We start from the raw sequence: 14,924 nt of genomic DNA on the forward strand, positions 1-14,924 counted from the left end.
CATCAAACCGCATAATGCACGGGGACCTGCCGAGCCGGACCGGCGGCGGAACTGTTTCTGCGTGCAGCACAGGAGCCGTCATGGACGCACGACCGAATTCGCCCGAAGCCCGCGACATAAGCTATCACATGCATGGCTACACCAACGCCCGCAAGCATCAGGAGGCAGGGCCGCTCGTCATCGAGAAGGGCGACGGCATCTATGTCGAGGACCTCGCCGGCAACCGCTATATCGAGGCGATGGCCGGGCTTTGGAGCGTCGCGGTCGGTTTTTCGGAGAGGCGGCTGGTCGATGCGGCGGTACGGCAAATGTCGAAGCTGCCTTACTATCACGACTTCGGCTCCAAATCGCATTCGCCGCTGATCGATCTCGCCGAGAGACTGGTGCAGATGGCGCCGGTGCCGATGAGCAAGGCGTATTTCACCAATTCCGGCTCCGAGGCCAACGATACGGCCATGAAGATGATCTGGTACCGGTCGAATGCGCTCGGCCAGCCGGCGCGCAAGAAGATCGTCAGCCGCAAGAAGGGCTATCACGGCGTCACCATTGCCTCGGCGAGCCTGACCGGACTGCCCAACAACCACATCTCGTTCGATCTGCCGATCGCCAATGTGCTGCATACCTCGACACCGCACCATTGGCGCGAGGCGCTGCCGGGTGAAAACGAAGAGCAGTTTTCGAGCCGGCTCGCCGACGAGCTGGAAAAGCTGATCCTGGCCGAAGGACCGGAAACCATCGCCGCCTTCTTCGGCGAACCGATCATGGGTGCTGGCGGCGTCATTGTTCCGCCTTCCGGCTACTGGGAAAAGATCCAGGCGGTGCTGTCGAGATACGACATCCTGCTGGTCGCCGACGAGGTGATCTGCGGCTTCGGCAGGACAGGTGAGATGTTCGGCTCGCAGACCTTCGGCATCAGGCCCGACATCATGGTGCTGTCGAAACAGATCTCTTCGTCCTATCTGCCGATCTCGGCCTTGCTGATCAACGACAAGGTGTTCCAGCCGATTGCCGACGAAAGCAATCGTATCGGCACCTTCGGCCACGGCTTCACCGGCGGCGGCCATCCTGTTGCGGCAGCGGTCGCGCTCGAGAACCTGAAGCTGATCGAGGAGCGCGACCTTGTCGGCAATGCGCGTGCGGTCGGCGCGCATATGCAGAAGCGGCTGCGCACGCTCGCTTCGCACCCGCTTGTCGGCGAGGTGCGCGGCATCGGCCTGATCGCGGCGGTCGAACTGGTCGGCGACAAGGCGAACAAGGCGCCGTGGGGGAAGACCGGTGAACTGGGCGGGCTCGTCAACGGCTTCATGCAGCAGAACGGCGTCATCTCGCGCAATATGGGCGATGCGCTGGCTTTCTGCCCGCCGCTGATCATCACCGAGCCGCAGGTCGACCAGGTGATCGACGCGTTTGAAAGATCGCTCGAGGCTGCCGTCAAGCAGGTCCGATCGCCAAGCTGATCGCGCTATTTAGCGATGCCGACCGCATCCGGCACGACGACCAGCTTGCCAACGAAATCCTTGGCGATGAAATCGGCTTGGGCGCGATGGAAATCGGACAGCTTGTAGACGCCGCCGACCAGCGGCCGGATCTTCTTCTCCTCGATGTAGCGCACGATGCGGCGGAAATCCGCCCGTGTGCCCTGGCTCGAGCCATGCAGTTGCAGCTGTTTCAGATACATGGTGCGCAGATCTAGCTGCACGACGGGGCCGGCAATTGCACCAGCCGTGGTGTAGCGGCCTTCCGGCCTCAAGATGCGCAGGAGGTCGTTGAAGATCGCGCCGCCGACCAGATCGGCGACGACGTCGATCGGCTGGCCCCCGGTCGCCGCGCGAACGGCGGCCGGCAGATCGGCAACGCCACGGGTGATCACCGCCTCGGCGCCGATATCACGCACCGCCTTTTCCTTGCCCTTGCCGGCAATGGCATAGGGAATGGCGCCGCGTGCCCGCGCCAGCTGCACGATGCCTGAGCCGACGCCGCCCGAGGCGCCGGTGACCAGCACCCGCTCGCCGGCTTTCAACGCGGCGCGTTCCAGCATCTGCTCGCCGGTGAGATAGGCGCAGCAGAAAGTGGCAAGCTCGACATCGGTCAGATCGGTATCGACGACATGGGCGTTTTCGGACGGTACTGCCTGGTATTCGGCATAGCCGCCGTCGCGGCCATGGCCCATATAGTCGATGTCGGCGAGTGAATCGTCGTCGCGATTGTAGATGGAGAAATCGACCATCACCCGCTCGCCGATGCGAGCCGGCGACACGCCGTCGCCGACGGCAACGATGTTGCCGACCGTGTCGGTGCCCTGGATGCGCGGGAAGGTCAGCGTATTGCCCTGTCGACGCCAGGTCGACACAGCGGCGGCATCCTCCTCAGTGCCATACGCGCCCTGTCGCACCCAGACATCGGTGTTGTTCATACCGCAAGCGGTGACCTTGACCAGCACCTCACCCGGGGCGGGCGAGGGTACTTTGACGTCGGTGCGGTAGACGAGCTTTTCCGGTCCGCCGTGCCCGATCAACTGCACGGCGGCCATGGTGGCGGGGATGGTCTTGGTCATGGCATTCATGTCGGTTCTTCAGATGTTGGCATGTCGGTTCTTCAGATGTTGGCAAACACGCTCTTCACCGCATCGGCCGTCTTGGAGACGACGATGTCTGCCTCTTCCCGCGTCAGGCAGAGCGGCGGCGCAAAACCGAGAATGTCGCCCTGCGGCATGGCGCGGCCGATGACGCCGCTTGCCGCAAGCGCGGTCGCGATCTGCGGACCGATCTTCTGCGAGGCATCGAAGAACACGCGATCGTTCTTGTCGGCGACGAACTCGATTGCCGCCAGCATGCCGTCGCCGCGCACCTCGCCGACGTTTTTGTGGCCACCGACGGCTTTCGTCAGCTCGGCGCGGAAATAGGCGCCGGTCTCGCCGGCGTTCCGTACCAGGTCCATCTCGTCGATCAGTTCCAGGTTGGCGACGCCGGCGGCGACGCAGATCGGATGCGCCGAATAGGTCCAGCCATGGCCGAGCGAGCCGAGCTTGTCGGAACCCTGCACCAGCACCTGCCAGACCTTGTCGGAGACGATGACTCCGGAGAGCGGCGCATAGGCCGAGGTCAGGCCTTTGGCGATGGTAATCAGGTCGGGCTTGATGCCGTAATGGTCGGAGCCGAACATGGTGCCCAGCCGGCCGAAGCCGGTGACGACCTCGTCGGCAACCAGCAGCACGTCGTACTTCTTCAGCACCGCCTGGATCTTCTCCCAGTAGCCGGCCGGCGGCGGCACGATGCCGCCGGTGCCGAGGATCGGCTCGCCGATGAAGGCGGCGACCGTTTCCGGCCCTTCGGCCAGGATCATCTCCTCGAGCTTGTCGGCGCAGTATTGCGAAAACTGCTCCTCGCTCAGCGAGCGGTCGGCGCGGCGGAAATAGTAGGGCGCCTCGGTGTGCAGGACCGGCGCACGCGGCAGGTCGAAGGCGTTGTGGAAAAGGTCGAGGCCGGTCAGCGATCCGGTCATGATGCCGGAGCCGTGATAACCGCGCCAGCGCGAGATGATCTTCTTCTTCTCGGGCCGGCCGAGCACGTTGTTGTAGTACCAGATCAGCTTGATGTTGGTTTCGTTGGCGTCGGAACCGGAGAGGCCGAAATAGACCCTCGACATGCCTTGCGGCGCGCGGTCGATGATCATCTTGGAAAGCGTGATCGATGCCTCGGTGCCGTGGCCGACATAGGCATGGTAATAGGCGAGGTTCTTGGCCTGTGCGGCGATGGCGTCGGCGATCTTCTGGCGGCCATAGCCGACATTGACGCAGTAGAGCCCGGCGAAGGCGTCGATGCTCTTCTTACCGGTATTGTCCCAGATGGTGACGCCTTCGCCACCGGCAATCACACGCGTCGGGCTCTCGCCACGCGCATGGGTGCCCATATTGGTCGAGGGATGGAAGAAGTGATCGCGATCCCAGGCGGCGAGTTCGTTTGACTGGTCGAGCATTTTTTTACTCCTGAGAAAAATGTGTCGGGCGCGGCTCACGCAACGTCGAGGCAGAGATATTTGAGATCGGTAAAGGCTTCGAGCCCGTGACGCGAGCCCTCGCGGCCGATGCCGGACTGCTTGACGCCGCCGAAGGGGATCGGCGCGCCGGTGATCTTGACGCGGTTGATGGCGACCATGCCATAGTCGAGCGCGCGACCCATGCGCAATTGCCTGCCGCCATTCTCAGTCACGACATAGGCAACCAGGCCGTATTCGGTGGCGTTGGCGCGGGCGATGACCTCGTCCTCGCTGTCGAAAGGCGTCACTGCCGCAACCGGACCGAAGGTCTCCTCGCGCATGATCAAAGCGTCGTCTCCAACGTCGGCAAGCACGGTCGGCTGGTAAAACAGCGGCCCGGCCGGATGGCGCTTGCCGCCGGTCAGGCAGCGCGCGCCTTTGGCGAGCGCATCGGCCACCTGCTCCTCGACCTTCTTGGCGGCGCGTTCATGCATCAAGGGTCCGATTTCGGTGTCGTCAGCCAGGCCATTGCCGGCCCGCAATGCCTGGACGCGTTTGGCGAAAGCAGCGCAGAACCGATCGTATAGCGGACGCTGGACATAGATGCGGTTGGCGGCGAGGCAGTCCTGGCCGGAGGTGGCGAATTTGGCGTCGACCGCGATGGCCACAGCCTTGTCGAAATCGGCGTCGGCGAAGACGATCAGCGGCGCATGACCGCCGAGCTCCATCACCAGACGCTTCATCGTCGGCGCACTCTGCGCGGCGATCAACCTGCCGACCTCGGTCGAGCCGGTGAAGCTCATGGCGCGAACGCGCGGGTCTTCGCACATCCGCCCAACGATGGTCGAAGCCTTGCCGGTGAGGACGTTGAACACGCCAGCCGGCAGGCCGGCACGTTCGCCAAGCTCGGCCAGCGCCAGTGCGGACAGCGGCGTTTCCGAGGAAGGGTGCGCGGCGATGGTACAGCCGGCGGCAAGAGCGGCAGCCGCCTTGCGGGTCAGCATGGCCGCTGGAAAATTCCACGGCGTGACCACGCCGACGACGCCGAGCGGCTCGCGCCGCACCATCATCTCCGCGCCCGGCAGATGACTGGTGACGCTTTCGGCGTTGAGGCGTTTGGTCTCCTCGGCATACCATTCGACAAAAGAGGCGGCGTAGTCTATCTCGCCGAGCGATTCCTTCAGCGGCTTGCCTTGTTCTAGCGTCATCAGCAGCGCCAGGTCATTTTTGGCGGCGATGATCAGATCGAACCATTTGCGCAAGATTTTCGAACGTTCCTGCGGCAGCAATGCGCGCCAGGCGGGAAAGGCGCGCGATGCCGCATCGATCGCCGACGTCGTCTGCCGGGCATCGAGCGCGGCAACGAAAGCGACGGTGGATCCGGTGGCCGGATCGGTCACCTCGAAACTCTCCGCGGTCTCGCTTGCCGTCCAGTGGCCATCGACATAGGCGAGTTCACGCAGCAGCCGTCGGTCGGCGAGGCGATCAAGCGCTTCATGGCGCTGCGAGCGGGCAAAATGTGCGGACATCATCGGGCTCCCGGTTCGGGTGACGCCGCAAGACTATCTCTGCCGCGCAAACAGAGAGGCTGTTTCGGTGCCTGCACGTAGAGAGATTGTCTCTATTGCATCGCCCGGGCAGACGATCTCTCCTGTATCAGGAAGATGCGGGCAGCAGATCGGCCACTGGCAGCACACTCTCCTCCTTCACCGTCTTGGTGACGATGTAGGTGAAATAGCGGTCTATGCCGATCTCGCGTTCGAGCAGAGTGTCAACCAGCCGCTGATAGGCGTCGATGTCGCGCGCCATCACCTTCAGCAGGTAATCGACGCCGCCACCGACAGACCAGCAGGCGACGATCTCGGGGATGTCGCGGATGACGCGCTCGAAACGGTCGAAATCGGCCTGGCGGTGGCTGGCCAGCGTCACCTCCATCAGCACGGTGGCGACCGGCGCGATGGCACGCATGGCGATCCTGGCGTGATAGCCGGAGACGATGCCGGCCTTTTCCAGCTTGCGCAGCCGCATCCAACACGGCGTCGGCGACAGGCCGACCTTCTCGGCCAGCGCCAGCTTGGTGATGCGCCCGTCGCGCTGGATGGCGTCGAGGATTTTCAGGTCGATCGGATCGAGTTTCGCTGCAGCCATGATCGTCCACTTCCAGTGCCGGACACCATGATGGCGCATTATTTCGATTGTCAATTGCACTGATTTCGATCTCTAATAAGTCATGACATTATGGCGACCAGATCCCGCTCTTATCCGGCGGCCGGCCTACCAATCGCTCGCCGACCAGTTCGCGCGGGCCATCCATGACGGGCGCCTGGCCAATGGCGCCCGGTTGCCGACGCACCGGCAGCTGGCCGACGATCTCAAACTTTCCGTGCAGACGGTCAGCCGCGCCTATGAGGAACTGATCCGCCGCGGGCTGGTGTCCGGCGAGGTCGGCCGCGGCAGCTTCGTGCAGACGCAGCGCCGCGAGCCGGAGCCGCCCTATTTGCCGGAGCGGCTGGGTGAGGTCATCGACCTCTCTATCCTGAAGCCGGTCTGCGAACCGATGCATCTGGAGCGGCTGAAGCAGGCGCTGGGCTGGCTCGCCGAAAACCTGCCGTCGAGCTCGGCGCTGTCGTTCAGGCCGAACATGGTGTTCCCGCGCCACCGCGCGGTGGGTGTCGAGTGGCTACGCTTCTGCGGCCTCGACGCGTCGCCGCAGAACATCAGCCTGACCAACGGCGCCACCGCAGGGATGACAGTGGCGCTGATGAGCGTGGCGCCGCCCGGTTCGACCGTCGCCACCGAGGCGATCGGCCATCACACACTGATCCCGCTGGCGCGTTATCTCGGTTTCAACCTCGAGGGTTTGCCGATCGACGACAATGGGCTGATCCCGGAAGCGCTGGACGAGGCCTGCCGGCTGTCGGACATCCGCGCGGTGTTCGTGCAGCCCTCGGTGATCAACCCTACGGCGACGCTGATGGACGCCGCCCGGCGCGAACAGATTGCCGCCGTTGCGCGCAGGCATGACATCGCCATTATCGAAAACGACGTCCTCGGCCCGCTGGTCGAGGACCGGCCGCCGCCGGTCGCGGCGTTTGCACCCGAGCGCACGCTCTACGTCACCTCCTTCACCAAGATCGTGGTGCCGGGCCTGCGCATCGGCTATCTCGCGGCACCCGATCGTTATGTCGCCGCGGTTGCCAACCGCCACCTCGTCTCGAACTGGATGGCGACGCCGCTGGTGGCCGAGATCGCCACCAAATGGGTGACCGACGGCACCGCGATGGAACTCGTTCGATGGCAGCGGATGGCTTTGCGGCGGCGTCTGGACATCGCCGCCGAGGCGCTCGCCGGAGTGGACTATCGGGCTCATCGCGACGGGCTGCATGTCTGGCTGCAACTGCCCGATGATCGCGGCGAGGAAGGCTTTGTTTCCCAGGCCCGCCTGCAGGGCGTGGCGATCGCGCCCGGCACGTCGTTTCGCATTTCGCAGATGCCTTGGCATCCAGCCGTGCGGATTTCGCTGGGCTCGACCACGGAGGGGGAACTGCGTGCCGGTCTCGGCGTTGTCACCAAGCTTCTGCTCGGCGATCCCGAGCATCTCCTGCTTGCGATCTAGGCAACAATTGGCGGGGAATTGTGCGGAGTCCGAAATATTGTCATGATATTATTTTCTTGATTGACATGATTTGCCGCGATCCGCATCGTTAAAGGTACAGCTTCTCCAGCACGGGAAATTCATTGTCGGCGCCCATCATCAAGATCGACGGCATTTCGAAAAGCTTCGGCACCTTCAAGGTGCTGGATGGCCTCTCGATGCAGGTCATGCCCGGCGAGAAGCTGGCGCTGATCGGCCCGTCGGGTTCGGGCAAGACGACGATCCTGCGCATCCTGATGACGCTAGAGCGTATCGACAGCGGCCATATTCAGGTCGACGGCGAGCAGCTGTACCACATGGAGCGTAACGGCCGGCTGCTGACGGCGGATGAACGGCATTTGGCAAAGATGCGCCAGAAGATCGGCATGGTCTTCCAACTGTTCAATCTGTTTCCGCACAAATGCGTCATCGACAATGTGACGCTGGCACCGATGCTGACCAAAGGCATGCCGCGGGCCGCCGCCGAAAAGCGGGCGATGGAGCTGCTCGACATGGTCGGCATGGTCGACAAGGCCAAAGCGATGCCGGCGCAGCTTTCCGGCGGACAGAAGCAGCGCGTCGCGATTGCCCGGGCGCTGGCGCTGTCGCCGAAGATCATGCTGTTCGACGAGGTCACCTCGGCGCTCGACCCGGAACTCGTCGACGAGGTGCTCAACGTCATGCGCAAGCTCGCCGCCGAGACCGACATGACCATGCTGCTGGTCACCCACGAGATGGGTTTCGCCCATGACTTCGCCGACCGGGTGCTGTTCTTCGATCGCGGCAGAATAGTCGAGGAAGGCAAGCCCGACGAGATTTTCCGCCATCCCAAACAGGAGCGTACGCAAGGTTTCCTGAAGAAGATCATTGCGGCCGGACATCGGGTCTGACTGCCATGCGAGGCGGCGACGCCTCAAGCAAGCCAAGAAGACAGACAAACAAGGAGTTGGGAACAATGAAGAAATTTGCCATTTTGGCCGGCGTCGCCGGTATTGCGCTGACGGCGGTGCTGGCCGCCTCGACGACCGGCTCGGCCGATGACAGCAAGCTCGAAGAGCTCAAGGCGCAAGGCTTTGCCCGCGTCGCCATCGCCAACGAGCCGCCCTATACGGCGGTCGCCGCCGACGGCAAGGTCTCGGGTGCGGCGCCTGACGTTGCCCGTGAAATCTTCAAACGCCTTGGCGTCAACGACATCGTCGCCTCTATCTCGGAATATGGTGCCATGATCCCCGGCTTGCAGGCCGGCCGTTTCGACGTCGTCACCGCCGGCCTGTTCATGAAGCCGGAACGTTGTGCTGCGGTCGCCTATTCGGAACCGGTGCTGTGCGACGCCGAGGCGATGCTGGTGAAGAAGGGCAACCCGAAGGGCTTCAAGAGCTACGAGGACGTCGCCAAGGACACCAGCGCGACGATCGGCGCACCCGGTGGCGGCACAGAGGAAAAGCTGGCGCTCACCGCAGGTGTGCCGCGCGAGCGCGTCATCGTCGTGCCGGACGGCCAGAGCGGCCTGAAGATGCTGCAGGACGGCCGCATCGATGCCTATTCACTGCCAGTGCTGTCGATCAACGACCTGGTCAAGAAAGCCAATGATCCGAACCTCGAAGTCATCGCGCCGGTGGTCGGTGCGCCGGTCTATTGCGATGGCGCGGCCTTCAAAAAGGGCGACGAAGCGCTACGTGATGCCTATGATGTCGAGCTGGCGAAACTGAAGAAGTCCGGCGAGTTCGCCAAGATCATCGAACCCTACGGCTTCTCGGCGGCGGCGGCGATGTCGACGAGCCGCGACAAGCTCTGCTCGGCGAAGTAGGCGCGTTCTTCCTTCTCCCCGTTGACGGGGAGAAGGTGGCCCGAAGGGCGCCGGATGAGGGGCGACGCCCAGCTTTTGACAGATTGGCTCTGCCCCTCATCTGCCTGCCGGCATCTTCTCCCCGTGAATGGGGAGAAGGACGCTGAAGTGATCGCCTCGCCAAATATTCAATGCGGAGCCCTTTCGACCAATGACCCAATGGTCCGGCTATTTCGGCCTGATTTTGCAAGGAGCGCTTGTCACCATCGAGCTGACGCTGATGGGGTCGGTGCTGGCCTTGATCATGGCCTTTCTTGCCGGGCTGGGGCGGCTGTCGCGGTTTTTTGTGCTACGCGCGCTGGCCACCGCCTATATCGAGTTCTTCCGCGGCACCTCGATCTTCGTGCAGCTGTTCTGGGCCTATTTCGTGCTGCCTTTCGCCGGCATCTCGCTGACGCCGCTGCAGGCCGGCGTGCTGGCGCTGGGCCTGAATGTCGGGGCCTATGCGGCGGAAGTGGTGCGCGGCGCCATCAAGTCGATCGGCCGCGAACAATACGAGGCCTGCACCGCGCTCAATCTCGGCCGCTGGCAAGCCATGCGCCATATCATCCTGCCACAGGCACTGCTGGTGATGCTGCCGACCTTCGGCAACAACGCCATTGAATTGCTCAAGGCCACCGCCGTCGTCTCGCTGATCTCGCTTGCCGACCTGACCTTCCAGGCGCAGGTGGTGCGCTCGCAGACCGGCAACACGCTGGTGCCGTTCAGCACCATTCTCGTCATCTATTTCGTGCTGGCGCTACTCATCTCATGGGGCGTGCGGTCGCTGGAACGCCGCATGGCGCGCGGCCTCGACGGGGTGCGCGTCTGATGGATCGGGCTCTGTAATGGAATGGGATTGGGATTTTGTCCGGCAGATCCTGCCGACGCTGATCCAGGGGGTGAAGATCACCATCCTGGCGACGCTGCTCGGCTCGGTGCTGGCGGCCATCGTTGGGCTGGGCATCGCGTTGGCGCGCCGTTCGCCGAACAGGGCTCTGTCGAGCACGATCGGCTTCCTTGCCGAGTTCATCCGCGGCACGCCGCTATTGGTGCAGCTCTATTTCATCTTCTACGTGCTGCCGGATTTCGGCGTCCTGTTGCCGCCGCTGGTGGCGGGCGTCATCGGTCTCGGGCTGCATTACGGCACCTACACAGCCGAGGTCTACCGCGCCGGCATCGATAATGTGCCGCGCGGCCAATGGGAAGCGGCCAAGGCCTGCAATCTGAACGCCACGCAGACCTGGACGCACATCATCATGCCGCAGGCGATCCCGCCGATGATCCCGGCGCTTGCCAATTATTTCATCGCCATGTTCAAAGAGACGCCGCTGCTGTCGGCGATCACCGTGCTGGAACTGATGAACCAGGCCAAGAGCGTCGCCAATACCTATTATCGGTATATCGAACCGATCACCTTGGTCGGCGCCTTCTTCCTCGCCATCAGCCTGTTCTCGGTGGTGCTGCTGCGCTGGCTGGAACACCGTTATGGGCGGATCGAACGATGAGCGCTGCACCCGATATCCGCCTGCGCTCGGCCCGTCCAGCGCTCGATGCACGTCCGCTGGAAAAGCGGGTCGGCCTGATTATCCTTGCCACCGACCATACGAGCGAACCGGATTTTCACCGCATGGTGGCAAGCGATCGTATCGGCGTCTATGTCGCGCGTATTCCCTACGCCAACCCGACGACGCCGGAGAATTTGCGCAAGATGCAGCCGTCACTGACGGCGGGCGCGGCCCTGATCCTTCCTGACGAACCGCTCGATGCGATCTGCTATTCCTGCACCTCGGCCTCCGTCGTGATCGGCGATGCCGAAATCGAGGCGGCGGTGAAGGCCGCGAAACCCGGCGCGCCGGTGGTGACGCCGCCGATGGCCGGAGTGCGCGGCCTGAAGGCGCTGGGCGCCAGGACAATCAGCATCCTCACCCCCTATACGGTCGAGACGAGCCGGCCAATGGCGGCCTATTTCGCGGCACACGGTTTCGAGATCGCCAGCTTCACTTGCCTCGGCTTCGAGGATGACCGCGAGATGGCGCGGATTGCGCCGAAATCCTTGGTCGATCTGGCCCGCGAGGCGACGGCCCCGCAGGCCGACGCGCTGTTCGTGTCCTGCACGGCGCTGCGGTCGGCGCTGGCAGTTGTCGGTATGGAAGAAGCCATCGGCCGTCCCGTCGTCACCAGCAACCAGGCGACAGCCTGGAATTGCCTGCGGCTTTGCGGCGACGACGAGCCACGCCCCGAATTCGGCCGCCTGATGACGCTGCCGTTGAACTGATTGCAGAGCCATGACCACGTCCAGGATAAGCCTCTCCGACATCCGCGCCGCACGCGAGCGCATCGCAGGCAAGGTCGAGCGCACGCCGACCGTCACTTCCCCGAGTCTTTCCCAACACTTGGACGCTCCTGTTTATCTCAAGCTCGAACATCGGCAGACCACCGGCGCCTTCAAGTTGCGCGGTGCCTCAAACGCTATCGCCTCGTTGACAGAAGAGGAGAGCGCGCGCGGCGTCGTCGCGGCCTCGACCGGCAACCATGGCCGGGCGCTTGCCTATGCCGCTCGACTGCAAGGCATCCACGCGACGATCTGCATGTCGCGGCTGGTGCCTGAGAACAAGCTCGAGGAAATCCGTCGGCTCGGCGCCGAGATCCGCATCGTCGGCAACAGCCAGGACGATGCGCAGCGGGAGGTCGAACGGCTGGTCGCGGAAGAGGGGCTGATCATGCTGCCGCCTTTCGATCATCCTGCGGTCGTTGCCGGGCAAGGAACACTTGGGCTGGAGATCATGGAACAAGTTGCGGACGCCGCGCTGGTGTTGGTGCCGCTTTCCGGCGGTGGGCTGGCGGCTGGCGTTGCCGCTGCCGTCAAGGGCGTCAGCCCGGCAACGAGGGTCATCGGCGTTTCGATGGCGCGCGGTGCGGCGATGAAGGCAAGCCTCGACGCCGGGCATCCGGTGTCGGTCGAGGAACTGCCGACGCTGGCCGACTCGCTCGGCGGCGGCATTGGGCTCGACAACCGGCTGACCTTCGCCATGTGCCGTGATCTGCTCGATGATGTGATCCTGCTCAGCGAGGACGAGATCGCCGCCGGCATCCGCCATGCTTATGAGCAGGAGCGCGAGATCGTCGAAGGCGCCGGCGCGGTCGGCATTGCGGCTGTGCTTGCCGGCAAGGTCGGGGCGAACGGCCCGACGGTGCTCGTGCTGTCCGGCCGCAACATCGACATGACACTGCACCGCAAGATCATTTGCGGCGAAGCAATTGCGGAGAGCGCAGCATGAGCCGAATGACGATCCTCACCGAAGCTGAATTGCGCAAGATCGTGAAGCTTGATCTCGATGCCGTTGCCTGTGTCGAGAACGCGTTTCGCGCGCTCGCTACCTTGCCGGTGGCGATGCCGCCGATCCTGCGGCTCGACATTCCCGAGCATCGCGGCGAGGTCGATGTCAAGACCGCCTATGTGCCGGGCATCGACGGTTTTGCGATCAAGATCAGCCCCGGCTTTTTCGATAATCCGAAGCTCGGCCTGCCTAGCGTCAACGGCATGATGGTGCTGCTGTCGGCGAAGACCGGGCTGGTCGAGGCGCTGCTGCTCGACAATGGCTATCTCACCGACATCCGCACGGCGGCGGCCGGCGCGGTCGCCGCCAAACATCTGTCGCGTCCGGACTCCTCCGTTGCCGCAATCTTCGGCGCCGGTGTTCAGGCCGGACTGCAGCTCGAGGCGCTGATGCTGGTGCGGTCGATCACCGAGGCTCGGATCTGGGCAAGGGATGCCGCCAAGGCCGAAGCCGCGGCGGACGCATTGTCCGAAAGACTGGGCATCGCCGTTCACGCCGAGCCGGACGCGGCAAAGGCTGCGGCCGATGCCGACATCATCGTCACCACGACGCCGTCGACCGAGCCGCTGATCAAGGCCGGCTTCGTCTCCGCCGGCCAGCACATCACCGCGATGGGCTCGGACGCGGAGCACAAGAACGAGATCGCGCCGGCGATCCTGCGCATGGCCGACCTCTACATCGCCGACAGTGCGAAACAGACGCGGCGCCTGGGCGAACTGCACCATGCCATCGTGGCGGGCGTGATGGCGGCCGATGCCGAGATCACCGAGCTTGGCCACATCATCGCCGGCGAAAGGCATGGCCGGCGTTCGGACAGCGACATCACCATTGCCGATCTGACCGGCACCGGCGTGCAGGACACGGCGATCGCCACGCTCGCCCGCGACCGTGCGCGTGCAGCCAAGACCGGTACGATTTTCGAAAGCTGATACCGGCCGCAAGGCCCAACAAACGAGGACCAAGAACAATGCAGCCTAATTTGAAATTCTCGCGCGGCGAATATGCGGAGCGCCTCGCCAAGACGCGGAAGGCGATGGAGGCCAAGGGCGTCGATCTGCTTGTTGTCAGCGATCCGTCCAACATGGCCTGGCTGACCGGCTATGACGGCTGGTCGTTCTACGTACACCAGGCGGTCGTCGTGCCACCGTCGGGCGAGCCGGTGTGGTACGGGCGCGGCCAGGACGCCAACGGCGCCAAGCGCACCGCCTATCTCGCGCACGACAACATCGTCGGCTATGCCGACAACTATGTGCAGTCGACCGAGCGCCATCCGATGGATTTTCTGTCCAGCGTGCTCGCCGATCGTGGCTGGGGCAAGCTCAGCATCGGTGTCGAGATGGACAATTACTGGTTCTCTGCCGCTGCCTTCGCATCGCTGCAGAAGCACTTGCCCAATGCCCGCTTCGTCGATGCCACGGCACTGGTCAACTGGCAGCGCGCGGTGAAGAGCCCGACCGAAATCGACTACATGCGCAAAGCCGCCCGCATCGTCGAAGCGATGCACCAGCGCATCGTCGACAAGATCGAAGTCGGCATGCGCAAATGCGACTTGGTCGCCGAGATCTATGATGCCGGCACGCGCGGCGTCGACGGCATTGGCGGCGACTATCCGGCGATCGTGCCGCTGCTGCCGTCAGGCGCCGACGCATCGGCACCGCATCTAACTTGGGACGACAGGCCGATGAAATCGGGCGAGGGCACTTTCTTCGAGATCGCCGGCTGCTACAACCGCTACCATTGTCCGCTGTCGCGCACCGTTTTCCTCGGCAAACCGACGCAGGAATTCCTCGATGCCGAAAAGGCGACGCTGGAAGGCATGGAGGCCGGGCTTGCCGCCGCCAAGCCCGGCAACACCTGCGAGGACATCGCCAACGCCTTCTTCGCGGTTCTGAAGAAATACGGCATCGTTAAGGACAACCGCACCGGCTATCCGATCGGGCTTTCCTATCCGCCGGACTGGGGCGAACGCACGATGAGCCTGCGCCCAGGCGACCGCACCGAGCTCAAGCCCGGCATGACCTTCCATTTCATGACCGGCCTGTGGCTGGAGACGATGGGCTTGGAAATCACCGAATCCATCCTGATTACCGAAACCGGGGTCGCGTGCCTGGCCAATGTGCCGCGCAAGCTGGTGGTGAAGAATTGAGCC

The 14,924-nt window shown here is 63.7% G+C and carries 14 protein-coding genes; 10 read left to right on the plus strand and 4 right to left on the minus strand.

What is annotated here, in order from left to right; genetic code table 11:
- The first annotated feature begins 80 nt into the window (after positions 1–80).
- Positions 81–1,457, plus strand: a complete 1,377-nt coding sequence (locus tag NKH29_RS25575) for an aspartate aminotransferase family protein (protein ID WP_352484032.1) — start codon at positions 81–83, stop codon at positions 1,455–1,457.
- A gap of 5 nt (positions 1,458–1,462) precedes the next feature.
- Here the strand turns inward: NKH29_RS25575 and NKH29_RS25580 are convergent, their stop codons facing one another.
- The 4 genes from NKH29_RS25580 to NKH29_RS25595 form a co-directional block, all read right to left on the minus strand.
- On the minus strand, positions 1,463–2,563 hold the full coding sequence (locus tag NKH29_RS25580) for an alcohol dehydrogenase family protein (RefSeq protein ID WP_352484031.1): 1,101 nt from the start codon (positions 2,561–2,563) through the stop codon (positions 1,463–1,465).
- 32 nt (positions 2,564–2,595) lie between these two features.
- Positions 2,596–3,975 carry an aspartate aminotransferase family protein gene (locus tag NKH29_RS25585; RefSeq protein ID WP_352484030.1) on the minus strand — a complete coding sequence of 460 codons (1,380 nt, stop codon included), beginning with the start codon at positions 3,973–3,975 and terminating at the stop codon, positions 2,596–2,598.
- 35 nt (positions 3,976–4,010) lie between these two features.
- Complete coding sequence (locus NKH29_RS25590) at positions 4,011–5,504, minus strand: NAD-dependent succinate-semialdehyde dehydrogenase (protein ID WP_352484029.1); 1,494 nt, start codon at positions 5,502–5,504, stop codon at positions 4,011–4,013.
- Between the two features lie 127 nt (positions 5,505–5,631).
- The gene (locus NKH29_RS25595) at positions 5,632–6,123 is read right to left on the minus strand and encodes an Lrp/AsnC family transcriptional regulator (RefSeq protein ID WP_352484028.1); all 492 of its coding nucleotides are present in this window, start codon (positions 6,121–6,123) and stop codon (positions 5,632–5,634) included.
- 82 nt (positions 6,124–6,205) lie between these two features.
- On the opposite strand from NKH29_RS25595, the gene ehuR reads away from it, so the two are divergent.
- The 9 genes from ehuR to doeA all read left to right on the plus strand — a co-directional run bounded on the left by ehuR (position 6,206) and on the right by doeA (position 14,921).
- Positions 6,206–7,591 (plus strand): MocR-like ectoine utilization transcription factor EhuR, encoded by a 1,386-nt coding sequence (ehuR, locus tag NKH29_RS25600; RefSeq protein ID WP_352484027.1) that lies wholly within the window; start codon positions 6,206–6,208, stop codon positions 7,589–7,591.
- Between the two features lie 122 nt (positions 7,592–7,713).
- Entirely contained in the window at positions 7,714–8,499 is a 786-nt protein-coding gene (gene ehuA / locus NKH29_RS25605) for an ectoine/hydroxyectoine ABC transporter ATP-binding protein EhuA (protein WP_352524912.1), read from the plus strand.
- Between the two features lie 65 nt (positions 8,500–8,564).
- Complete coding sequence (gene ehuB / locus NKH29_RS25610) at positions 8,565–9,416, plus strand: ectoine/hydroxyectoine ABC transporter substrate-binding protein EhuB (protein WP_352484026.1); 852 nt, start codon at positions 8,565–8,567, stop codon at positions 9,414–9,416.
- A gap of 190 nt (positions 9,417–9,606) precedes the next feature.
- Positions 9,607–10,266 carry an ectoine/hydroxyectoine ABC transporter permease subunit EhuC gene (gene ehuC, locus NKH29_RS25615; RefSeq protein ID WP_023720654.1) on the plus strand — a complete coding sequence of 220 codons (660 nt, stop codon included), beginning with the start codon at positions 9,607–9,609 and terminating at the stop codon, positions 10,264–10,266.
- Positions 10,267–10,282: 16 nt separating this feature from the next.
- Positions 10,283–10,942, plus strand: coding sequence for an ectoine/hydroxyectoine ABC transporter permease subunit EhuD (gene ehuD, locus NKH29_RS25620; RefSeq protein ID WP_353000826.1), 660 nt, complete (start codon positions 10,283–10,285; stop codon positions 10,940–10,942).
- Complete coding sequence (eutA, locus tag NKH29_RS25625; RefSeq protein ID WP_352484025.1) at positions 10,939–11,712, plus strand: ectoine utilization protein EutA; 774 nt, start codon at positions 10,939–10,941, stop codon at positions 11,710–11,712. Before ehuD ends, eutA begins: the two co-directional genes overlap by 4 nt.
- 10 nt (positions 11,713–11,722) lie before the next feature.
- Positions 11,723–12,715 carry a hydroxyectoine utilization dehydratase EutB gene (gene eutB / locus NKH29_RS25630; protein WP_352484024.1) on the plus strand — a complete coding sequence of 331 codons (993 nt, stop codon included), beginning with the start codon at positions 11,723–11,725 and terminating at the stop codon, positions 12,713–12,715.
- Positions 12,712–13,704, plus strand: a complete 993-nt coding sequence (locus NKH29_RS25635; protein ID WP_031194480.1) for a cyclodeaminase — start codon at positions 12,712–12,714, stop codon at positions 13,702–13,704. Before eutB ends, NKH29_RS25635 begins: the two co-directional genes overlap by 4 nt.
- Before the next feature lie 38 nt (positions 13,705–13,742).
- Positions 13,743–14,921 (plus strand): ectoine hydrolase DoeA, encoded by a 1,179-nt coding sequence (doeA, locus tag NKH29_RS25640; RefSeq protein ID WP_031194479.1) that lies wholly within the window; start codon positions 13,743–13,745, stop codon positions 14,919–14,921.
- The last annotated feature ends 3 nt before the right edge of the window (positions 14,922–14,924 follow it).

It is taken from the genome of Mesorhizobium sp. M1295, from assembly GCF_040318135.1.
Classification (GTDB): domain Bacteria; phylum Pseudomonadota; class Alphaproteobacteria; order Rhizobiales; family Rhizobiaceae; genus Mesorhizobium.

Coding starts and splice junctions, on each gene's coding strand:
- NKH29_RS25585 (WP_352484030.1), bottom strand. CDS start 3,975: ATGCTCGACCAGTCAAACGAACTCGCCGCCTGGGATCGCGATCACTTC.
- eutA (WP_352484025.1), top strand. CDS start 10,939: ATGAGCGCTGCACCCGATATCCGCCTGCGCTCGGCCCGTCCAGCGCTC.
- NKH29_RS25595 (WP_352484028.1), bottom strand. CDS start 6,123: ATGGCTGCAGCGAAACTCGATCCGATCGACCTGAAAATCCTCGACGCC.
- NKH29_RS25635 (WP_031194480.1), top strand. CDS start 12,712: ATGAGCCGAATGACGATCCTCACCGAAGCTGAATTGCGCAAGATCGTG.
- NKH29_RS25580 (WP_352484031.1), bottom strand. CDS start 2,563: ATGAATGCCATGACCAAGACCATCCCCGCCACCATGGCCGCCGTGCAG.
- ehuB (WP_352484026.1), top strand. CDS start 8,565: ATGAAGAAATTTGCCATTTTGGCCGGCGTCGCCGGTATTGCGCTGACG.
- doeA (WP_031194479.1), top strand. CDS start 13,743: ATGCAGCCTAATTTGAAATTCTCGCGCGGCGAATATGCGGAGCGCCTC.
- NKH29_RS25590 (WP_352484029.1), bottom strand. CDS start 5,504: ATGTCCGCACATTTTGCCCGCTCGCAGCGCCATGAAGCGCTTGATCGC.
- eutB (WP_352484024.1), top strand. CDS start 11,723: ATGACCACGTCCAGGATAAGCCTCTCCGACATCCGCGCCGCACGCGAG.
- ehuC (WP_023720654.1), top strand. CDS start 9,607: ATGACCCAATGGTCCGGCTATTTCGGCCTGATTTTGCAAGGAGCGCTT.
- ehuR (WP_352484027.1), top strand. CDS start 6,206: ATGACATTATGGCGACCAGATCCCGCTCTTATCCGGCGGCCGGCCTAC.
- ehuD (WP_353000826.1), top strand. CDS start 10,283: ATGGAATGGGATTGGGATTTTGTCCGGCAGATCCTGCCGACGCTGATC.
- NKH29_RS25575 (WP_352484032.1), top strand. CDS start 81: ATGGACGCACGACCGAATTCGCCCGAAGCCCGCGACATAAGCTATCAC.